We start from the raw sequence: 22,200 nt of genomic DNA on the forward strand, positions 1-22,200 counted from the left end.
CTAATTTTTTAAAAAGGATATGAAATGAAGCATATTTTTAAGCTTTTTTTACTAATATCTTTTGTTCTAAATTTCGCTTTAGCAAAAGATGTTTTAGTTGTTGGGATCGAAAACGAATCGAGCCGTTTAAATCCTTTATATGATGAGGATCACGATCCAGCTTTAAGCCTACTTTTTTCAGGTCTTACAAAACACGATGAAAATACAAAAGTAACTCCTGATCTTGCGAAAAGTTGGGAAGTAAGCAAAGATGGACTAACTTATACATTTGATTTAAGAGATGATGCTTACTGGCATGATGGAGTTAAATTTACCGCCCAAGATGTTAAATTTACAATAGAAAGTGCAAAAGATAAAAAACTAAATGCACCTGCTATTGCAAACTATGAAATGGTAAAAGATGTTGAGATTTTGGGTGATTATAAGATAAAAGTTACACTTGATACACCTTTTCCACCATTTTTAGATGCGCTAAGCTTTGGTGTGCTTCCTAAACACTTACTAGAAGGCAAAGATATAGCAACTTATCAATTTAACGATAATCCTATCGGAACAGGACCTTATAAATTTGTAAATTGGAAAAAAGGTGAGAGTATAGAATTTGTAGCAAATGAAAAATTTTATAAAAGCACTCCAAAAATTAAAAAAGTATTTTTAAAAGTAGTTCCTGATGCAAATGTTAGATTAATGCAACTTAAAAGCGGTGAGCTTGATGCGGGATTGATTGATTTTAGCGGTGTCCAAATGGCTAAAAATAGCAAAAATTTAAATATCTTAAAGTTTAAAAGTGCTGATTATAGAGCTTTGATGTTTAACTATAATAATGAAATTTTAAAAGATAGAGATGTTAGAGTTGCGCTAAATTATTTTATAGATAAAAATGATATGGTAAAAACTTTGCTTCACACTCACGGAAGCGTAGCAAACAACCCAATCCAAAACTACATACAAAGCGATAAAGTTTATGAATTTAACCCTAAAAAAGGTGATGAAATTTTAACAAAAGCTGGTTGGAAAAAGAACAAAAAAGGCATTTATGAAAAAGATGGCAAAACTTTAAGTTTTGAAATTTACAGCTTTAACTCAGATCCTTTAAGAGTTGCTATGTCAAAAGTTATAAGCTCTGAGTTAAATAAATACGGCGTTGATGCAAAAGCTTTTGCAAAGCCAAAAACTGCATTTAAAATAAGCAAAGTTGATAGCTTTTTAATTGGCTGGGGAAGTCCGTTTGATCCTGACTTTCACACATATAGAATTTTTGGAGGCTTTGCAGACAGTGATATAAATGAAAACGGCTGGAACTATAGTCACTACAAAGATGCAAAAGTAGATGAAGCTCTTAAAAAAGCAAGAAGCACTGGGGATTTAGAAGAAAGAAAAGCTTATTATAAGGAGTTTTTAGATGCGCTTTATGAAAATCCTCCTTATATTTTTATCGCATATCTAGACTACAATCTAGCATATAATAAAAATTTAACTGGCATAAAAACACAAATTTTAGGTCACCATGGTGCAGGATTTTTATGGAATTTAGAAGAGTGGAACTTTAAAAATTGATAAGTTTAATCTTAAAAAAAGCAGCCTATAGCATTGGGCTGCTTTTTGTTTTATCATTTTTAGTTTTTTCACTGCTTTATTTTTTACCAGGCGATGTAACAAGTGCGATGTTTTCACGTCCTGAAGCTATGTCGCAAGCTATGAAAAATCAAATTTTAGCAAATTTAGGGCTAGATAAAAGTCTTATTACGCAGTATGTTTCTTGGCTTAAAAATGCTTTAAATTTAAACTTTGGAAAAAGTTTTGTAAGTGGTGAAGATATCTATGAAATGTTTAAAACAAGGCTTGTTAATAGCACTGTTTTATTAATTTTTGCGTCATTTTTTATATTTGTATTTTCGCTTATTTTAGGACTAATAAGCGCTGTTTTTAAAAATAAATTTATTGATACTTTTATAAATTTAACAACTTTTTCTTTAATGTGTATGCCAAATTTTTGGTTAGGTCTAATATTTATCTATGTTTTTAGTATAGCTTTAGGTCTTCTTCCAAGCTCAGGAGCTAATTATCTTGGTGTTAGTGGAATTAGCCTAAAACATGTTATTTTACCTATTTTTGCGATTGTTTTACCACATCTTGCTACAAGTGTTAAATTTATAAGAGATATTATAATCTCAAACCTAAACACAGATTTTATCCAAACTCTTTATGCAAGAGGGATAAAAAATATTCAAATTTACCGTCTTGCACTGTTTAGCTCAATGAGTGATATTGTGCGATATTTTGGGACTATGATAGGTGGTGTTTTTGCAGGAAGTTATGTCATAGAAAGTGTGTTTTCATATCCTGGCATTGGAGAGTTAGCACTTAAATCAATAATAGCAAAAGACTATCCTGTAGTACTCGCAGCTATTTTACTAAGTGCTATTTTTGTAATTTTGGCAAATTTAGCGGCTGAAATTATAGCAATTTTAATTGATAAGAGAAACTATGCGAAATAAAATCATACTCTTTATTACTATAATTTTAGTAATTTTAGCTGTTTTTTCAAGCTTTATAGCACCTTTTAATCCAAATTTAAGTGATTTTTCTAACACAAATTTAGCGCCTAATTCAACTCATTTTTTTGGAAGTGATTTTTTAGGGCGAGATATTTTCTCAAGAACACTTTATGGGCTTAAAAACTCACTTATAATAGGAACAATTGCCGGATTTATCGCAACAATAATTGCATTTTTATACGCTTCACTTAGTCTTATAAAACCTTTACAAAATAGCTTACAAAGCGGAATTGATGCGTTTTTAAGCATACCAAATATTTTATTTATTCTAACTTTTGCCTCAATTACTGGCGGTGGGATTATAAGTATAATTTTAGTAATTTCACTTTTTTCATGGATGAGTTCAGCAAAAGTTTTTATAGGTCGCATAAACTTACTTTACCAATCACCATTTATAATCCAATCAATGAGCCTTGGAGCTAGTAAATTTAAGGTTTTATTTTATGAAGTATTGCCAAATTTAAAGGGACTTTTCTTATCGCTTTTTGCCATAAACTCAGCTCATGCGATTTCACACGAAGCCACACTTAGTTTTTTTGGAATGGCTGGGGATTTGAATATGATAAGTTTGGGACTAATGATAAATGAAAGCACAAATGCTCTTTTTATGGGGGCTTGGTGGGTTGCATTCTTTCCTGGATTTATGCTATTTTTACTAATTTTTTGCATAGTTTCCATAACGCCAGATGATAAAGGCATAAAGATATGATTGAAATTTCAAATTTAAATCTTTTTTATAAAAAAGTGCAAATTTTAAAAAATATTGATTTTACAATGAAAAAAAATGGCTGTGTTTGTATAATGGGCGAAAGTGGAGCTGGAAAGTCAATGTTTGCAAAAAGTTTTATTAAGCTTTTTGATGATGAATTTAAGCTAAGTGCAGATAAATTTAGTGTTTTTCAAAATGATATTTTATCTTTAGATGGCGAAAAACTAAGAGAGTTTAGAAGTAAAATTTGCGCTCTTGTTTTTCAAAACGCAAAGGCAAGTTTTCATCCACTTTTAAATGTTGGAGATAATTTTTTTCTATATCTTAAAGACCGCATAAGTGAGCCCAAAAAAGAGGCTTTTGAAGTTCTTGAAAAGCTTTTATTTGATGATTTAAATTTGCTTTGGCATAAATTTCCGTATGAATTAAGTGGCGGTGAGGCAAGTAGAGTGCAAATTGCAATAGCACTTTGTCTAAAACCAAAAGTTTTGATTTGTGATGAGATAACAGCAAGCCTTGATGCACAAAATCAAAAAAGCATAGTAAAAATCATAAACTCTCTTAAAGATGAACTTCAAATTTTATTTATAACTCATCAAAAAAATGTGGCAAATGCAGTGGCAGATGAGTTTTATACGATGCAAAATGGAGTTTTAAAAAATGCTTGAAGTTAAAAATGTTGATAAATTTTATGATTTTAAAGAGCACATAAACAAAAAAACAGAAAAAATTCAAGTCTTATATGATATAAATTTCAGCCTTGAAAATGGAGATAATCTAGCAATTTTAGGCGTTAGTGGAAGTGGAAAAAGCACATTAGCAAATTTGTTAAGTGCAGTAGAAAAGCCAACAAATGGCGAAATTTTACTAAATGGAGAAAACAAGAATCTAAATAAAAAAATTTCACTTATCATGCAAACTCAAAAACTTTGCCTAAATCCGACACTAAGGATAAAAACAGGTATAAATTTACTAAAAAAATACTTGCATTTAAAATTTAGTGATAACGATGTAAAAAATTTATTTGAAACTTTAAATTTAAATCAAGAAATATTACAAAAATTTCCTCACGAAATTAGCGGTGGCGAGGCAAGTAGAATAGGCATTTTAAAAGCTCTTTTAATTAAACCTGATATTTTAATTTGTGATGAAATAACCGCTGGACTTGATGAGGAAAACAAAAACTCAGTCTTAAATGTTTTAAAAAAATTAAAACAAAGCATTATTTTTATAACTCACGATTTAGAAGCTGCAAAAGAAATTTCAAAAAATGTCCTTATTTTAGAAAAAGGAAAGGTGATATTTTTTGGCAAATTTAGCGACCTTCAAAATAGTGAAATTTTGGATAAATTTAGCCAAGATTAAAAAATTTTAAAGCTGTAATAAGTCAAAAAAGATAGAATGAAACTAAATTTTAACACTAGGAGAATAGATGAAAAATTTAATCTTTACAGCTCTTATTGGAGTTGTTTTTTTGTGTGGATGTGCAAGTGAGAGCCAAAGAGCAATAAGCGTTCCAAAAGTTGCCATCGCAAATACAAATTATAGCGGCCAAAAAGTTTCTGTTTCTATAGGCAGATTTTCAAACCAAAGCTCTTATAATAATGGAGTTTTTAGTGATGGTGAAGATAGACTTGGCAACCAAGCTCAAACTATCCTAATAACTAGCTTGCAACAAACTGGTAGATTTTCAGTTTTGGATAGAACAAATTTAAGAGCGATGAAAGAAGAGAGCGCAATTAGTAAAAAAGCTCAAAACTTAAAAGGCGCAAGATATGTAATAACAGGCGATGTTGTTGAGTTTGGCAGAAAAACTCATGGCGATCATCAGCTATTTGGGATTTTGGGTAGAGGAAAAACACAAGTTGCCTACTCAAAAGTAAATCTAAATGTCGTTGATGTAAGCACTTCAGAAGTTGTTTTTTCAGCTCAAGGCGCAGGAGAGTTTGAACTATCAAATAGAGAAGTTATCGGCTTTGGCGGAACTGCTGGATATGACTCAACACTAAATGGAAAAGTTTTAAGTCTGTCAATTAATGAAGCTGTAAATAACCTTGCAAGTGCGATAGATAGTGGCGAGTGGAAAATAAAATAATGAAAAAATATATTTTTCTTGTTTTGATGGCTGTCTTTTTTGTAGGTTGTGCAACAAAAAATCAAAGCATTTATTACTGGGATGGAACTTATGCAAAGTCTGTTTATGAATACACAAAGCAAGATGGTGATATCAACGAACAAATTGAAAATTTAGAAAAATTGATTCAAAAATCATATGAAAAAAATAAACCTATTGCACCAGGAGTTTATGCCCATCTTGGGCTTTTATACTCAAATTTGGGAAATTACGGTAAGTTTATTAGCTACCTTGATAAAGAAGCACAGCTTTATCCTGAGTCAAAAACTTACATCGAGTTTTTGAAAAAAATCAAACAAAGGTAAAAAAGATGAAAAATAGCATTTTTATAACTTTGATATTATCTTTTATTTTTGTAGGTTGTGCTAAAAAGCCTGAAATTTATGACTACTCGGCATTTTTGGAGTCAAAACCAAAATCAATCTTGGTTGTAATGCCAACAAATGAATCAATTGATATAAAAGCTTCTCCTGCTATGCTTGCAAATGCAACTATGCCTTTGGCTGAAGCTGGGTATTATGTATTTCCTGTGGCTTTAGTAAATGACACTTTTAAATTTAATGGTGTTTATGATGCAAATGATATCAAAAACATTCCTTTAAGCAAGCTTCAAGAGATCTTTGGCGCTGATAGTGTGCTTTATATAAATATTACAAAATACGGCACAAGCTATGCCATTTTAAATAGCCAAACCACAGTTGAAGCAGATGTAAAATTGGTTGATTTAAAAACTGGAAAAACTCTTTGGGATAAAAAAACATTAGTAAGTAATAATTCAGCTAATTCAAATCAAGGACTTATTGGAATGCTTATAACTGCGGCAATTGACCAAATAGCAAATACAATAGCTGATAGTGGATATGATATGTCAGTAATTGCTTCAAATTCAGTTTTTGCAACTGATTGTCATGACTGCATACTAAAAGGACCTCGCTCACCAAGTTATGGGCAAGATAAACAGCTAACTCAAAATTAAAACCATAGTGGTAAATTTCTAAAAATTTACCACTATTTTTATTAAAAATTAAAAATTTTATTTATAATTTATAAAATATTTAATCTATAATCAAATACTATCATAAATTTTTTAAAGGAGATAATATGAAATTTTTTAAACTATTTTTAGGTATATTTTTTGCCTTAAATTTAGTAAATGCGGCTTCGCTTGATGAGATAAAAGAGCGTGGAAGCATCAAAATAGGTGTTTTTGGTGATAAGCCTCCATTTGGATATATTGATGAAAATGGTAAAAATCAAGGCTTTGATGTAGCTTTAGCAAAAGAGATGTCAAAAGCACTTTTTGGTGATGAAAACAAAGTAGAATATACAATTGTTGAGGCTGCAAGCAGGGTTGATTTTTTAAGAGCTAATAAAGTTGATGTAATTTTAGCAAATTTTACTCAAACAAAAGATAGAGCAAGAGTTGTTGACTTTGCAAAGCCATATATGAAAGTAAGTATCGGTGTTGTTAGTAAAAATGGCGATATAAAAAGCGTTGATGATTTAAAAGGAAAAACTTTACTTTTAAACAAAGGAACAACTGCGGATATTTATTTTACAAAAAATTATAAAGATTTAAAAACTATGAAATTTGATCAAAATACTGAAACTTTTGCAGCCTTGCTTGATGGTCGTGGAGAAGCTTTAGCTCACGATAATACACTTTTATTTGCATGGGTTAAAAGCAATCCTGAGTTTAAAGTAGGCATCGAAAGCATTGGCGATCATGATGTTATAGCTCCAGCTGTGAAAAAAGGAAATAAAGAGTTATTAAAATGGATAAATGAACTCATTACAAAACTAAATAGTGAGAAATTCTTTCATAAGGCTTATGATGAAACTATAAAGCCTATTTATGGTGATAGTATAAATCCAGCCTCTGTTTTGGTTGAAGAGTAAAACTTAACCCCTTATTTAAGGGGTTAAACAAAAACATTAAGCAAACATCGGTAAGAATAAAAATAATTTAATAGTTAAAGCGTTTGCAATATCTACAAAAAATCCGCCCATTATAGGAACTACAATAAATGCAATTCTTGATGGTCCAAAGTTGTAAGTTACTGCTTGAAGATTTGCCACTGCTGTTGGGGTTGCACCCATACCAAAACCACAATGTCCAGCAACTAAACAAGCCGCATCATAATCTCTTCCACAAATTCCAAATGTCACATATCTAACATAAATTGCTATAACAACGGTTTGAATAGCAAGTAAAACAATTAAAGGAACAGCAAGTTTTGTAAGCTCAACTAAATTTAAAGTCATTATTGCCATTGCTAGAAATAAGCCTAAACTAACATTTCCTATAACGCCTATTTCTCTATCAAAAACTTGATGAATATTTGCATAACTTAGTGTATTTCTTATAACAATACCAGAAAACAAACACCAAACAAAAGTAGGTAAAGTTATAACAGAGCCTTTTGTAAGAGCAGAAATTGTAGTTCCTATAAACATAGCAAGAGCAAAAAGTCCAAGACTTTGGACAAATGATCCAGCGGTTATAAGTCTTTCAACTTGTGGCTCTGCAAAAACTTCATCGCTAGTATCATGCTCAACCTCAACTTCGTTTGATTTAAGATTGTATTTTCTTATAATGCTTTGTGCTATTGGCCCACCTAAAAGACCACCTGCAATAAGTCCATAAGTAGCACTTGCCATAGCAACTTCTTTTGCAGCTATAAAATTATATGGAGCATTGCTAAACACGTCTCCCCACGCAGCACCTGTTCCATGTCCTCCACTTAGAGTAATAGATCCAGCAAGAAGTCCTAGCAAAGGATTTTCTCCCATCATTGTCATAACACTTACACCAATGATATTTTGCACGAATAAAAACAGACAAACTGAAATTCCAAATAAAACTAAAAGTTTTCCACCTTTTTTTAAACTTGCAATATCAGCACCAAGACCAACAGAGGTAAAGAACATAAGCATAAGTGGGTCTTTAATGCTTTCTTGAAAGCCAATTTTTACATTAAATAAAATTTGAGTTAAAAACAAAACGATAGCTACAATAAGACCACCAGTTACTGGAATAGGAATACTATACTTATCTAAAAATTTAATATTTTTAGTGATTCTAGCTCCTATATAAAGCACTGCACAAACAGATATCAAAGTAGCATAAAAGTCCAAATTTACGCGGTAGAAAATATCACTACCAGCTATTTTTTTAATAATTTCTAAAAAAGCAAAATTTGCTTTAAAAACACCATCTGAAATTTGAGTAAATTCCATACAAATCCTTTTTGTTAAGATTTATGAAATTTAGCATATTTTTCTTTATTTGAAGCTTTATTTTTTATATAAATTTGCAAATTTATTGCAAATTGCATAAATTCTGTATAAATTTAGTAAATATGCTTGATTTGGTTTTAAATTATAAAATATTTTAAATATGATAAAATGCCATATTTTCTATCAAAAAATGCAAATTTAATCATAATAAATAACTTAGTTATAATATAAAAAATTTACACATTTAGCACTTATTGACAGTATTGGTATTTTTATTTTAAAAAATATATTTGCATTAATTTTACATAAGTTTTGCAAGTAAATTTTTAGCGTGTTCTGAAAATTTATACCCTTTAATATGCTCTTTTCCAAACTCGACAAAAAGCCCATGATACGCACAATATAGCTCATTTAAACTTTTAAAATCATACTTTTTACTAAGCATATCAAAATCCACTCCACAAAGCCATTCTTGAGCTTCAAGATAACTTTCAAACTCATAGTTTAAAAAATTAAGTATTTTTATCGTGTAGTTATCAACAACCATCTCATCACGCTCGCACGCGTAGCATAAAATCGCACTGCAACTCTCAGCTCCAATGCCTTTTTGAGAAATTAACCACTCCATATCAACACTGTCTTTAAAATTTTCAAAGTCGCCAAATTCCAAACTAATAGCACTTAATAAATTTTTAAGTCTTTTGGTTTTTACATTATTAAAACCACTTGGTTTTATCAAATTTGCCAAAGTTTCATCATCTAAACTTAAAATTCCTTCTATACTCAAAACGCCCTTATTTTTTAAGTTTGAAAGTGAGCTTTCAACATTTTGCCACTTTGTATTTTGGGTTAAAACTGCTCCAACTACTACTTCAAAAGTACCATAATTAGGCCACCAAAAGTGATTTTTCAAATTTATTTCATTATATAAAAGTTCAAACAACTCATTACTACTCATCTAATCTCACTTTTATCATTTTTAAACTCATCTTTAAAAGCTAAATAAAACTGTTTTGCAACTCTGCCACTTCTACTTGCTCTAAGCATTGCAAATTGCTTGGCTTTTAAATGAAGTTCGCTAATATCGCCTTTAAAGCCCTTAAAATAACTATCAACTATGTCTAGATACTCGCTAAATCCACCCTCATAAAAGCTTATTTGAAGTCCAAATCTTTGAGCCAATGAGAGCCTTTCATTAACAGCTTCTTTTTCATGAATTTCATTACTCATCTTTTCATTTACTAAGTGTCTTCGATTTGAAGTGGCATAAATTAAGACATTTTTTGGCGGAAGTTCAATACTTCCTTCTAATACAGGTTTTAAAAACTTATAGCTAAAATCACCATCTTCAAAACTCAAATCATCAATGTATATTATAAATTTATACTCATTAATTTCTCTAATTTCATCTAAAACATCTATCAAGCTTTCTAAATCATGCTTTGAAATTTCAATCACTCTTAAGCTCTGATTAAAAAACATAGTAAAAACAGCCTTGCAAAGACTGCTTTTTCCACAACCCATATCTCCCCATAAAAGCGCGTGGTTTGCACCTTTGTTATCTAAAAAATTTTTAGTATTTTTTATAATTTCATCTTTTTGCCTATCAAGCCCAACAAGCAAATCAATATCTACAAAATCTATATCGCTAACTTTTTTTAAAGCGTTTTTGCTCTTTCTAAAAATAGCGGCTTTGGTTGTTTTCCAATCTATATTTTTTGAAATTTTAAAATTTTCATTGTCCAAATTTGAATTATCAAAGCTTTTCATAACCTGTACCTTTTAAAATCTCAGTTAAAATTTGAATTAAATCATCTTTTGTTATCTCATTTTTATCTATTTTCACAGAAGCATTTTCCATTTTTGTATAAAAATCTTGTATTAAAAGCTCATTATTTGCAATATCGCTTTTATTTATAAGCATAAAGGCCATTCCAGCGTAAATTGCAACTGCTTTATTGCCACTATAAAATGGATGAAATTTTATAATAGAATAAATCAAATGGGCCAATTTATCATAAAAAGTTAAATAATATTCATTATTTGTTATGTGTTCAAGTGCGGCTTCTAGGTAGTTTGCTTGAGTTTTATTATAGCCTTTTAAACCATTAATCTCATCCATTATATCATCGTGCAAACTTATAACTTGCTTCATATCTAAATAATTCATTTAATCTAGCCTTTTAAAAATTTCTAAATTTTTGGGATTTTGCAAAGTTTTTCTCATAAAAGCTCTTAATTCTTCAAATTTATTTTCGCTAAATTTATGCTTATCAAGCCAATCTAAATAAAGCTTTTTAACTTTTTCAACCATTTCTAGGTCAAAAGAACTTAGTGAGTTTAAAAAATCCTCATCATTTAAGGCATAATTTATACGCATTTTATCTCCTTAAAATTATTTAGTTTTATCAAGTTTTCGCAAATATATTAAAATTGCCTCCAAGATATCATCATCATCTTTACTATTTGATTTTATAACAACTTTTGAATCATCAAGTTTTGTTAAAGTTATATTCATCTCATAGTTTGAAATTTGCTTAAAACCATGTTTTATAGCTAAAATTTTTATTATCATAAGCCAAAAAAACTGCTTAGAAAACTCATCTATTTTACCAAATCTATCCTCAACCTCAGCTTTTATATCATAAATTTCACTCTCATCTTGAGCCTTACTTAATCTTTTATATAAATCAAGTCTTAATCTATCTTCTTTTATAAACTCTGAGTTTAAAAAAGCATTTATACTAAGCTTTATATCAACATTTGTAAGTGTGTTTGATTTTTTATTTAAAAGTGCGTTTATCTCATCTTCAAGCATTCTTAAATATAAACTATATCCAATAGCCTCAATATGCCCACTTTGAGCCTCTCCGACTAAATTTCCCCCACCTCTGATTTCTAAATCATGATAAGCTAAAACAGAACCACTTCCTAAAAATGAGTTACTCTCAAGTGCGACAAGGCGTTTTAACGAGTCTTTACTTAAAGCATTTTTATCTTCAATTAAAAAATAACAATACCCTTGTATACTGCTTCTTCCAACGCGTCCTCTAAGCTGGTGAAGATCTGCCATGCCAAATTTATTTGCATTATTTACTATCATTGTATTTGCATTTGGCATGTGGATGCCACTTTCTACGATACTTGTGCAAAGCATTAAATCATACTCTTTATTTATAAATTTTTCTATTTCACTTTCTGTTGTTTTTTGCTCAATTTTTGAGTGCAGAACTAAAATTTTTAAATTTGGCAAGAGTTCTAAAAGCTCATTTTTTACCTTGTTAATTGAAGCGATGTGATTATGCACATAAAAAATTTGCCCGCCTCTTCTAAGCTCTCTTAAAATCGCCTCTTTTATAATTTTTTCATCAAATTCTTTAACAATAGTCCTAACATCTAATCTATCATCTGGCGGAGTTAGTAAGGTGCTATAACTTTTAATGGAGCTTAATGCCATATTTAAACTTCTTGGAATCGGAGTTGCACTCATGCTTAAAAGATGGGAATTATTAGAAAGTTCTTTTAATTTTTCTTTTTGCTTTACTCCAAATTTATGCTCTTCATCTATGATTATAAGTCCTAAATTTGAAGCTTTTAAATTTAAAAGTGCGTGTGTTCCTATACAAATCAAAGGCTTTCCATCACTTAATGCCCTTTTCAAAGCATTTTTACTAGCAGTACTTGTAAATCTATCACACCTATAAACATCTATATTAAATCCATTAAATCTCTCTTTTAAGGTTTGATAATGCTGTGATGAAAGAAGCGTAGTTGGCACAAAAAACAGAACTTGAAAGCCGTTTTTAATAGTTAAAAATGAAGCATTCATTGCAACTTCAGTTTTTCCAAAACCAACATCTCCGCTTATTAGCCTATCCATAACTTTACCACTTTGAAAATCTTTTATAATATTATCAACCGCATTTTGTTGATCTTTTGTATAGACAAAACCGGCTTTACTTGTAAATTTTGAATACTCTTGTAAAATTAAAGGGTTATTTAAAGAGATAACTTTTCCTTTTATAAGTTCTCTTTTTGCAGCTAAAGCTATGATTTTAGAAGCTATTTCAAAAAGCTTAACTCTAACACGCTCTTTAATTTTTGCAAAACTTCCTTTTCCAAGCTTATCTAAAATAGCAGCGCCCGAGTCTGCGATATAGCGATCAATTAAATTTAAATTTTCAACAGGAAGCAAAAGCTTATCATCATTTTGATACAAGATAGAAACAAACTCTTTTGTAGCTCCCATAACAGTGATTTTTTCAAGTCCTGCAAATTTGCCTATTCCATGGTTTTCATGGACGACAAAATCGCCAATTTTAAGTTCATCAATTACAATACTTGCTTTTCTTGTTCTTTTTTTAGAGGCTTTTTTATTTAGAGAAATTATTATCTCATCTTTGCTTATCAAATTTAGGATTAAATCACTTTTTATAAGCTCTACATTATCACTATTTTTAAGGTCAAAACTCTCAAATATCGCCTGGCTTGAAGCTAGTATTTTAATATGTTTTTCTTTATGAAATTCCAAAAGTTCATTTGAAAAAGTAATATCTAGGTCTTTATAAATTTTAGCTTTTGGTAAAACTTCTAAATTTTTAGGTATATTTAAACTCTCAAACTCGCTTTCTTTAAAGTCTTTTATGCTAATAAAACTGAAATTTTCTAAATAATTTATAAAGCCATCAATTGCCCAAAATCCCAAAGAGTTCATATCATCAATCAAAGCATTGTTTTGCAAAGATTTGATCTTTTGACTCATCTTATCAAACTCATCTTTATTTAAATTCGCAATAAATGGCGAAATTTCTAAGCTTTCAAGTTCAAATTTATCACTTATTTGAGTGATTAGATCGAACTTTCTAATACTTTCAACCTCATCAATATCAAGTAAAATTCTAAAAGGATCATCACTATTTATAGGAAAAATATCGATAATCTCACCTCTAAAGCTAATCTCTCCTTGCATTTGAACAATATCTACAACCTCATATCCAAGTCTTGAAATTTCATCTTTAAATTCATTTTGTTCTATTTTATCACCAAAATTTATAAAAATTGATTTTAAGTGAGATTTTGCAGGAAGGGGATTTAAAATTGTTTTAATAGGCGTTATTATAACTTTTTTCTTTGCTTTGCTTTTATAAAAGCTATTAAGCTCTTTGCTTATGCCAATAAGTTCACCATAAAAAGATCTTAAATCATCACCTTTTACAGCTCTAAAATCAGGTAAAATAAAGCTTTCATACTCTGCAAATTTAGTAGCTTGAGAGCATTTGAATGCCTCTTTGTCATCTTCACATATCAAAATATCTTTGTGGTTGTTTAAAAAATACTCATAAACTTCACTTTGCATTTAAAACTCCGAAATAGCTCTTAAAATACCTTGCCAAGGAACTTTTCTCTCATCATAAAAAATATTATTAAATTTAATAAAACTAAGTGGATCAAGAGAGTGATCTAAAAATCTAACTTCATAGTGAAGATGTGGACCACTGCTAAGTCCTGTATTTCCACTATATCCTATAAGCTCACCTTTTCTTACCCACTGACCTACTTTGACAACATCTTTATCAAACATATGCGCATACCTTGTTTCAAAACCATAATTATGAGTTATGATAACTAAATATCCATATCCAGTATTTGATAGTGCGGCGTATTTTACAAAGCCATCAGCAGTGGCATAAATCGGTGTTTTAAGCTCAGCTCTTAAATCTATACCATGATGAAATCTTGAAATTTTATTTATAGGATGAACTCTTTGCCCATAGCTTGAAGTTATGCCTTTATTTGTGATTGGAAAGTTATTTGGGATTGATTTTATAAATTTGCCTTCTAAATTTTCAGCAACCAAAATATTTTTTGGTTTTTGCTCTTTTAAAGAGGTTTTACTTAAAGCAAGTGCAAGTTCTAAGTTATTTGGTTCTTCAGTTTGCTCACTATTTTTTTGAGAGTTTAACTCATTTTCTAAAATTTCATTTTGTGATCTTAAATTTATTAATTCATCTCTTACACCATTTTTTGAAAAAATTAAAAATGTAATTGTTAAAATTAAAACCAAAAAAATAGCAAAATTTAAAATAAGAATTAGCTTTAAATTTCTAAAAAAATTTGATGAGAACTCGTATTTTTTATTACCATTTTTATCAGTTATACTTATGTAAGTGTTCACAAAATTCCTCTACAAGCATAAATGATCCAAATAATAAATAATTTTCATCTTTTTTTAGACTTTGAAAATCAAGACATTTTATACCTAAATCATCACAGGTTTTTTTAATATATGGTGTGGCAAGCTCTCTATAGCTACTTTTATAATCATAAATTTGCACTTCCTTAATAATTGGTTTTAGGGTTTTTAATACGTTTTTATAATCTTTGTCTAAAAATGCATTATAAATAAGAGTAAATTTTTGATTCTTTAACTCTTTTAGTAAATTCTGTGCTGCAAGCTCATTATGACCAACATCAACTAATAAATTTTCATCAACCCTTTCAAGCCTGCCTTTTAAATTAAGTTTTTTTAGATTTTTTAAATCAGGATTTAAATTTAAAGCTTTTGCACCAGCTAATGCAAGAGTTAAATTTGAAATTTGAAAATTTGCAAGAGCGTACTTTTTGATATAGTTTTTAATTTCAGTTTTTTCAAGATTGGTTAAATTTTGGCTTGCAAAACTTAAATTTGAACCTTTTTGCAAAGCTATATCTTTGGCAATTTTAACTGATATTTCATTCATATCATCATTTAAAATAGCTGTTTTTGCCATGCTTATTAGCTTTGTATGGCTTATCTTTTCTATACTATTACCTAAAATTTCCATATGATCAAGTCCAATAGGTGTAAAAAGAGATAAGCTCTTATCAAAACAATTTGTAGCATCAAACTCAGCACCCATACCTGCTTCAAATACCCAATAATCACAATCTTTAAATAAAATTGCAGCCAATAATGTGGCATATTCAAAATAAGAAAGTGAGTTTTTAAACTCATCGCTTAATAGATTTTGTAGCTTATCATGAGCTTTGTTAAGCTCATCACCACTTACAATATCACCATTTTTATAAAATCTTTCATTAAATTTAAAAATATGCGGACTTGTATAATGTCCTACTTTTAAGCCAAGGCTTTCTATTAAAAGTGTTAAAAATCTACCGGTTGAGCCTTTACCATTTGTTCCAACTATATGGATAATTGGCTTTAAAATAATTTTGTCTTTTATGCTATTAAAAGCTCTTGGCATTCTTTCATAGTCTATTTTTTTATAAAAAATTGGTTTATTTTTAAGATATGTTTCTAAACTCATTTACTCTTTTTCAAACCTACTTTTGAATATTTTCTTTATTTTTATTTTTTAAGCCCTCTATTGATAAAGCCGCTATAAACTCATCAAAAGCTTGCAAAGAAGCATTTTGTATAGCGCTATATCTTTCTTGATCACTTATAACTGAGCTTGTATCTCTTACGCTTTTTAAAAGTTTTGTAACTCTAAAATCATGATCACCAGTTCCTGTTAAATTTACAACTCTTCCATCTTTTAGCTTAGTTTTAAAATTTAGACTTAAATTTGCTCTATAGCTTGTAACATAGCCGTATTGATCGTAAGTTAAGGCTGAAAAATAAAGAGAGTTTATAGAAACTTCTATATAGCTTTGAGCTACATTTCTTGGGGCTAATTTTTTATGCAGTCTATAAACAACACCTTCTCTAACAGCATCTTTTATAGCAACTGTATTTTGCGGATCTGTCTTACTCATAATAACATCTACAAAAATACTATCTCCTAAAATATCAAAAGTTATTTTAGAAACTGGCTTATATCCACATCCAACCATAAAAAATAAAGCTAAAAAAAGTGCTATTTTTTTCATTTTATCACCAAATTTACTAACTTTTCTTTTACATAAATTTCTTTTATAATGGTTTTATTTTCAAGCCATTTAGCGGCTTTTTCTTTGGCTAAGCTTATAATTTCATCTTGGCTTAGGTTTTTATCAACCTCTATTTCAGCTCTTCTTTTTCCATTTACTGTAACTGCTAAATTTAATGCATCTTTTACAAAAACTTCATCTAAAATTTCTATTTTAGAAAAATTCTTTCTATTAAATAGCTCGTCACTTAACTCATTTGCAATATGTGGCACAATAGGTTCAAGTAAATTTAAAATTATCCAAAACCCTTCGGTTAAAACATCTTGATTGTTTTGCGAATTTAAAGCATTTAGTGCTTCCATTGAGGCTGCTATTAGAGTATTAAAAGCAAAACTTTTTGTATAAACTTCATTTGCCCTGCTTAATGCTTCATAAACTTTCAATCTTGCATATTTTTCCTCTTTATTTAAAGAAGCGTGATTGATTTTTGGAATATCATTGGTTTTATAAACATTTATGCTTCTATCATAAAGTCTATTTAAAAACTTATAAGCTCCCTCAACAGCACTATCATTCCATTCAAGTTCTTTTGCAGGCGGAGCAGCAAATAAAATAAACATTCTTGCAGTATCGGCACCATATTTTTTGATTATTTCATCAGGATCAACTGTGTTTCCTTTACTTTTACTCATTTTAGCACCATCTTTTAAAACCATACCTTGTGTTAAAAGATTAGAAAATGGCTCACTATCTCTTAAATAACCCAAATCCCTTAAAGCTTTTTGAAAAAATCTTGCATATAAAAGGTGTAAAATCGCATGCTCAATTCCTCCGATATACTCATCTACATTCATCCAATAATTTACACTTTTTTCATCAAAAGCTGAGCTCTGCCAAGTTTTTTCATCGCTTGCAAATCTAGCAAAATACCAACTACTTTCAAAAAAAGTATCCAAAGTATCACTTTCTCTAACTGCTTCTTTATGGCATTTTGGACAACTACATCTTTTCCAAGTAGGATGTTTATCAAGTGGATTTCCCTCACCTGTTATTTTTATATCTTCTGGCAAGGTTACTGGTAAATTCTCCAAAGCTTCTGGAACAAGACCACAAGTTTTACAATGAATCATTGGAATTGGTGCGCCCCAATATCTTTGGCGACTAACTCCCCAATCACGAAGTTTAAAATTTTCAACCTTCTTGCCAATTCCTAAATTTTCAAATTTAGCTATAATTTTTTCTCTTGCGTCCTTGCTTTTTAGTCCTGTAAACTCATCAGAATTAACTAAAATTCCATCATCAATAAAAGCTTTTGAGCTATCATATTTACCATTTTGTGGCTTAATACTTTGCTTAATAGCAAGGTTAAATTTACTTGCAAACTCATAATCTCTTTCATCATGAGCAGGAACTGCCATAACAGCACCATCTCCATAATCAGCCAAAACAAAATTTGCAAGCCAGACAGGAATTTTTTCATTAGTTAGTGGATGGATAACATATAAATTTAAAAATACTCCATCTTTATCGCTTTCTTGTCTTTGTCTTGGGCTTTGCTTTAAAATGGATTTTATCTTTTTAGTTGTTTTTTCATCAAGTAAATTTTTATTTAAAAGCTTTTCAACTACTTTATGTTCAGGTGCAACTGCGGTATAACTTACTCCATAAATTGTATCAGGTCTTGTTGTAAAGACTTTAAATCCAGGAATTCCATCAAGTAAATTTTTACTCTCTTCATCGAATTTTAAGAAAAATTCTAACCCCACACTTTTACCGATCCAATTTTCTTGCATTGTGATAACTTGAGGTGGCCATTTTCCTTCTAATTTTTTTAAATCATTTAAAAGCTCATCCGCATAATCAGTGATTTTTAGATAATATCCTGGCATATTTTTTTGTATTACTTCATGCCCACAACGCCAGCATTTTCCATCTTCAACTTGCTCATTTGCTAAAACTGTTTTATCGTGCTCGCACCAGTTTACGATCGCATTTTTCCTATAAACAAGACCTTTTTCATACATTTTTATAAAAAACTCTTGCTCCCACTTTGTATAAAGTGGATCTGAAGTTGCTAAAAGTCTTTTTTTAGAAAAACTTAATCCTAAACTGTCAAGTTCTTTTATCATATAATCAATATTTTCGTAAGTCCAAACTCTTGGGTGGATATTGTGTTTAATAGCGGCATTTTCAGCTGGCATTCCAAAACTATCAAAACCTATTGGGTGCAAAACATTAAAGCCTTGATTTCTATAATACCTTGCCATAGCATCACCAATAGTATAGTTTCTAACATGCCCCATGTGAATTTTTCCACTTGGATATGGAAACATACTTAAAATGTATTTTTTTGGCAAAGAGTAGTCATCTTTTGGCTCAAACTCACCGTTTTTTAACCAAATTTCTTGCCATTTTTTCTCTATTTCTTTAGCTTCATAAGCCATTTTTTCTCCTAAAATTCATCTTTATATTTTGCTGCTTCTATAATAGTTAAAACTATTGAAAAAAGATTTGCAAGACCTGCGCCTATAACTAATGAATAGATAAGATTCATATTTGGATTTACAATATAAATTATAAAAGCTGGAATTAAATGCAAATCTGCAACCACAGAAGCTGCAAAAAGCTCTGTGGAAAGCAAATTTCTAACACCTATTTTTAAAAGAGTTGAAATTAAATTTATACTTGCAGCGACAAATAAAGCAACTCCGCTATGCATATATAAATACCCTGCAATTGTGGTAAAACTCATCAAAGTAAAAAATACATGAACAACTCGTCCCCAATTCATTATAACTCCTTAAAGTGTGCCTTTTTCATACATTGCACGCATTTTTTCTTTTTCTTTTTTTCTTTTTTGTTTTTCGGCTAAAAATGCGCGGTAATTTTTAACATTAAAATTAAAGAAGATTAAAGCTTGACTTGCAATGAAAACAGAGCTATAAGTTCCAAAAATAACTCCTACCATAACAATAGAAGCAAAATCATTTATCATATCTCCACCAAATAAAAATAGCACAACAACGCTTATTAATGTAGTAAATGATGTTAAAACAGTTCTTGATAAAGTTCTTGAAACTGACTCGTTAATAACTCCATTTATGCAATCTTCTTTACTTTCTTGTATGCCCTCTCTAATCCTATCAAAAATAATAATTGTATCATTTAAAGAGTATCCAATTATCGTTAAAACTGCGGCTAAGGTGTCTAAATTTACATCTATTTTCATCAATGAGATAAAACCAAGAACAACTAAAATATCATGCACCTCAGAAAGAACTGCAGCAAGAGCAAATCTCCACTCAAATCTCACACCAAGATAAATAAGTATGGCAATAAGTGAGATAATAACCGCCATCAAGCCACCTTTTTTTAGCTCATTTCCAACTTTTGGCCCAACAACATCAACTCTTCTTATCTCAAAATTTCCAGTATCTTTTAAAATTTGACTAATAGTAGCACTTACATCATTTCCAAGTGATTCGTTTGATCCTGAGTATCTTATAGTAATTTCTTCATTGCTTCCAAACTCAGTTACACTTGCACCTTTTAACTCATTTACTTGATTTAATTTATGCCTAATATCCTCAATTGGAGCTTTACTATCATATTTTATTTGAATTAAAGTTCCACCTGAAAAATCTATTCCAAATTTTAACCCTTGAGTTCCTAGTAAAAAAATAGATCCTAACATCAAAATCAAAGAAATTGCAAAAAATAGGTGTCTAACACCCATAAAATTATAAATTTTATCTTTATCAAATATTTGCATTTTCAGCCTTTCTAACTTTGTAACCAAACCAAAGTTTTGTATTTTTGCTTCTTTCCATCTTGTCTACTAGTAAATCAAAAATTCCATGTGTTCCTAAAATCGCTGTTATCATAGAAGCTATTATACCTATGCTCATAGTAACGGCAAAGCCTTTAACCGGACCTGTTCCATAAGCATAAAGTACAGCTGAAGTTATCAAAGTAGTTAAGTTTGAGTCGATGATAGCACTCATTGCTTTATGATAGCCTTTTTCAATGCTATTTTTTATGCTATTTCCATGCCTAAGCATCTCTCTAATTCTTTCATTAATGATAACGTTTGCATCAACTGCCATACCAACGGTTAAAATTATACCGGCCATTCCAGGAAGTGTTAATGTAGCTCCAAAAAGTGCCATTATCGCAACTAAAAATAAAATATTTACAACCAATGCAATATTTGCTACAACTCCAGCAAGTCCGTAATAAAGTACCATAAATACCACTATTAAAATAGATGCTAAAGCTAAAGCAAAACTACTTTGTTTTATACTATCAGCACCAAGACTTGGTCCAATAGTTCTTTCTTCACCCATTGTAACAGGGGCTAAAAGAGCTCCACTTCTTAATGCAATTGCAACATCTCTTGCTTCTTCCATGGTAAATCCACCACTTATTTGACCACTTCCACCACCTATTCTTTCATTTATTCTAGGTGCAGAATATACCTTATCATCTAAAACAATAGCAAGTCTTTTTCCTACATTGCTTCCTGTAAAATCACCAAATATTGCAGCACCTTCAGAGTTAAGTGTGAAATTTATAACCGGTTGATTTGCTTGATCAAATCCAACTCTTGCATCAACAAGCATTGAACCATCTAAAACTGGAAGTTGTTTTACAACATATTTTTGCTCAGGATTTTTAGCATCATTTAGTATAATATCACCAAAACTTGCAGCTTGAGCTTTAGTTAAAAGATGAGCTCTATCTTGTCTTTTATCATCAAGTGCCATAAGCTGTAAATGAGCTGAAGTTGCTATTAAGTCTTTTGCACGTTGCTTATCCTCATTGCTCTTAACTCCTGGAATTTCAACTAAAATATCTTCTTTTCCCTGTCTTGCAACTGTTGGCTCACTTAAACCAAACTGATCTATTCTGTTTCTTATAGTCTCAACAGCTTGATCAATAGCATATTCTTTTGTTGAGATAACTTCGTTTTCAGTTAAAGAAACATTATAAATTTGACCATTTTTTTGGATATTAAGCCCTGTTATTTTATTTAAAATGGCATCAAATTTATTCATCTCATCTTTATCTAAAACTTCAAACTCAAAGTAATTACTTTCAATTTTTAAGTCACTATATAAAAGATCTTCTTTACCTGCTGAATAGCTTAAACTTGATGCTACGGATTTAATCTTAGAACTTATTGCTTCATCTAAATCAACATTTAAAAGCATATGAAGTCCACCCTGTAAATCAAGTCCTAAGTTTATTTTTGGCATTTTGTCAATTTGCAAAAAAGAAGGAATTGAAAAAATAACAGAAAATACAAAAGTTATTATTAAAACAATAAATCTATATGTAACTTTTCCACTACGCATTTTTTGTCTTTTCTTGTTTTTTAGAGTCTTTCTCTACTTTTGGTGCCTCTTCTAATCTTTCTATTTTTCTTGCTACGCTTGTTCTTGCGATCTCAACAATTGTGCTATCATTAAGCGAAACTTTGATAAAATCATCACCTGGTTGTATAATCGTACATTTAAGACCACCAGAGGTTACTATTTTATCGCCTTTTTGAAGTCCTGCAAGCATTAAAGCATGAGCTTTTGCTTGTTTTTGCTGTGGCCTAATAAGTAAAAAATAAAAAATAAGACCAAAGATTATGAAAGGAAAAAATGTCCCTAAAACGCTTCCTTGTTCCATGTAAGTCC

At 30.0% G+C, this 22,200-nt stretch carries 23 protein-coding genes; 9 read left to right on the forward strand and 14 right to left on the reverse strand.

Going from position 1 to position 22,200, the window contains the following annotated elements:
- The first annotated feature begins 24 nt into the window (after positions 1-24).
- The 9 genes from HMPREF9309_RS00210 to HMPREF9309_RS00250 all read left to right on the forward strand — a co-directional run bounded on the left by HMPREF9309_RS00210 (position 25) and on the right by HMPREF9309_RS00250 (position 7,300).
- Positions 25-1,557: an ABC transporter substrate-binding protein gene (locus HMPREF9309_RS00210; RefSeq protein ID WP_016645895.1), complete on the forward strand. Its 1,533-nt coding sequence runs from the start codon at positions 25-27 to the stop codon at positions 1,555-1,557.
- Positions 1,554-2,498, forward strand: coding sequence for an ABC transporter permease (locus HMPREF9309_RS00215; protein WP_016645896.1), 945 nt, complete (start codon positions 1,554-1,556; stop codon positions 2,496-2,498). The genes HMPREF9309_RS00210 and HMPREF9309_RS00215 overlap by 4 nt, the downstream gene beginning before the upstream one ends.
- Positions 2,488-3,267 carry an ABC transporter permease gene (locus HMPREF9309_RS00220; RefSeq protein ID WP_016645897.1) on the forward strand — a complete coding sequence of 260 codons (780 nt, stop codon included), beginning with the start codon at positions 2,488-2,490 and terminating at the stop codon, positions 3,265-3,267. Before HMPREF9309_RS00215 ends, HMPREF9309_RS00220 begins: the two co-directional genes overlap by 11 nt.
- Positions 3,264-3,935 (forward strand): ATP-binding cassette domain-containing protein, encoded by a 672-nt coding sequence (locus tag HMPREF9309_RS00225; protein ID WP_016645898.1) that lies wholly within the window; start codon positions 3,264-3,266, stop codon positions 3,933-3,935. Before HMPREF9309_RS00220 ends, HMPREF9309_RS00225 begins: the two co-directional genes overlap by 4 nt.
- On the forward strand, positions 3,928-4,632 hold the full coding sequence (locus tag HMPREF9309_RS00230) for an ATP-binding cassette domain-containing protein (RefSeq protein WP_016645899.1): 705 nt from the start codon (positions 3,928-3,930) through the stop codon (positions 4,630-4,632). The genes HMPREF9309_RS00225 and HMPREF9309_RS00230 overlap by 8 nt, the downstream gene beginning before the upstream one ends.
- Positions 4,633-4,699: 67 nt before the next feature.
- Positions 4,700-5,362, forward strand: a complete 663-nt coding sequence (locus HMPREF9309_RS00235) for a CsgG/HfaB family protein (protein WP_016645900.1) — start codon at positions 4,700-4,702, stop codon at positions 5,360-5,362.
- The gene (locus HMPREF9309_RS00240; protein WP_016645901.1) at positions 5,362-5,706 is read left to right on the forward strand and encodes a DUF4810 domain-containing protein; all 345 of its coding nucleotides are present in this window, start codon (positions 5,362-5,364) and stop codon (positions 5,704-5,706) included. The genes HMPREF9309_RS00235 and HMPREF9309_RS00240 overlap by 1 nt, the downstream gene beginning before the upstream one ends.
- 5 nt (positions 5,707-5,711) lie before the next feature.
- Positions 5,712-6,377 (forward strand): DUF799 domain-containing protein, encoded by a 666-nt coding sequence (locus HMPREF9309_RS00245; RefSeq protein WP_016645902.1) that lies wholly within the window; start codon positions 5,712-5,714, stop codon positions 6,375-6,377.
- A 125-nt stretch (positions 6,378-6,502) separates the two neighbouring features.
- A complete protein-coding gene (locus HMPREF9309_RS00250) occupies positions 6,503-7,300 on the forward strand; it encodes a cysteine ABC transporter substrate-binding protein (protein WP_016645903.1) in 798 nt (265 codons plus the stop codon).
- Positions 7,301-7,336: 36 nt separating this feature from the next.
- On the opposite strand, the gene gltS is transcribed toward HMPREF9309_RS00250, so the two are convergent.
- From gltS to yajC, 14 genes are all read right to left on the reverse strand, one after another.
- Complete coding sequence (gene gltS / locus HMPREF9309_RS00255; protein ID WP_016645904.1) at positions 7,337-8,641, reverse strand: sodium/glutamate symporter; 1,305 nt, start codon at positions 8,639-8,641, stop codon at positions 7,337-7,339.
- Between the two features lie 301 nt (positions 8,642-8,942).
- Positions 8,943-9,599 (reverse strand): 3-methyladenine DNA glycosylase, encoded by a 657-nt coding sequence (locus HMPREF9309_RS00260; protein ID WP_016645905.1) that lies wholly within the window; start codon positions 9,597-9,599, stop codon positions 8,943-8,945.
- Complete coding sequence (locus HMPREF9309_RS00265; protein WP_016645906.1) at positions 9,596-10,411, reverse strand: ATP-binding protein; 816 nt, start codon at positions 10,409-10,411, stop codon at positions 9,596-9,598. The genes HMPREF9309_RS00260 and HMPREF9309_RS00265 overlap by 4 nt, the downstream gene beginning before the upstream one ends.
- Positions 10,398-10,811 (reverse strand): type II toxin-antitoxin system death-on-curing family toxin, encoded by a 414-nt coding sequence (locus HMPREF9309_RS00270; RefSeq protein WP_016645907.1) that lies wholly within the window; start codon positions 10,809-10,811, stop codon positions 10,398-10,400. Before HMPREF9309_RS00270 ends, HMPREF9309_RS00265 begins: the two co-directional genes overlap by 14 nt.
- Positions 10,812-11,021: a hypothetical protein gene (locus HMPREF9309_RS00275; RefSeq protein WP_016645908.1), complete on the reverse strand. Its 210-nt coding sequence runs from the start codon at positions 11,019-11,021 to the stop codon at positions 10,812-10,814.
- Positions 11,022-11,036: 15 nt separating this feature from the next.
- A complete protein-coding gene (gene mfd / locus HMPREF9309_RS00280; RefSeq protein ID WP_016645909.1) occupies positions 11,037-13,997 on the reverse strand; it encodes a transcription-repair coupling factor in 2,961 nt (986 codons plus the stop codon).
- Entirely contained in the window at positions 13,998-14,816 is an 819-nt protein-coding gene (locus tag HMPREF9309_RS00285; protein WP_016645910.1) for a M23 family metallopeptidase, read from the reverse strand. It lies immediately after the preceding gene.
- Positions 14,791-15,948, reverse strand: a complete 1,158-nt coding sequence (locus HMPREF9309_RS00290) for a Mur ligase family protein (RefSeq protein WP_016645911.1) — start codon at positions 15,946-15,948, stop codon at positions 14,791-14,793. Before HMPREF9309_RS00290 ends, HMPREF9309_RS00285 begins: the two co-directional genes overlap by 26 nt.
- Positions 15,949-15,964: 16 nt before the next feature.
- Entirely contained in the window at positions 15,965-16,513 is a 549-nt protein-coding gene (gene lptE / locus HMPREF9309_RS00295) for an LPS assembly lipoprotein LptE (RefSeq protein WP_016645912.1), read from the reverse strand.
- Positions 16,510-18,957: a leucine--tRNA ligase gene (leuS, locus tag HMPREF9309_RS00300; RefSeq protein ID WP_016645913.1), complete on the reverse strand. Its 2,448-nt coding sequence runs from the start codon at positions 18,955-18,957 to the stop codon at positions 16,510-16,512. The genes lptE and leuS overlap by 4 nt, the downstream gene beginning before the upstream one ends.
- A gap of 8 nt (positions 18,958-18,965) precedes the next feature.
- The gene (locus HMPREF9309_RS00305) at positions 18,966-19,304 is read right to left on the reverse strand and encodes a DUF6394 family protein (RefSeq protein WP_016645914.1); all 339 of its coding nucleotides are present in this window, start codon (positions 19,302-19,304) and stop codon (positions 18,966-18,968) included.
- A 9-nt stretch (positions 19,305-19,313) separates the two neighbouring features.
- The gene (secF, locus tag HMPREF9309_RS00310; RefSeq protein WP_016645915.1) at positions 19,314-20,285 is read right to left on the reverse strand and encodes a protein translocase subunit SecF; all 972 of its coding nucleotides are present in this window, start codon (positions 20,283-20,285) and stop codon (positions 19,314-19,316) included.
- Entirely contained in the window at positions 20,272-21,870 is a 1,599-nt protein-coding gene (gene secD, locus HMPREF9309_RS00315) for a protein translocase subunit SecD (RefSeq protein ID WP_016645916.1), read from the reverse strand. Before secD ends, secF begins: the two co-directional genes overlap by 14 nt.
- Positions 21,863-22,192, reverse strand: a complete 330-nt coding sequence (yajC, locus tag HMPREF9309_RS00320; RefSeq protein ID WP_016645917.1) for a preprotein translocase subunit YajC — start codon at positions 22,190-22,192, stop codon at positions 21,863-21,865. The genes secD and yajC overlap by 8 nt, the downstream gene beginning before the upstream one ends.
- Positions 22,193-22,200: the final 8 nt, after the last annotated feature.

It is taken from the genome of Campylobacter ureolyticus ACS-301-V-Sch3b (genome assembly GCF_000413435.1).
Taxonomy (GTDB): Bacteria; Campylobacterota; Campylobacteria; order Campylobacterales; family Campylobacteraceae; genus Campylobacter_B; species Campylobacter_B ureolyticus_A.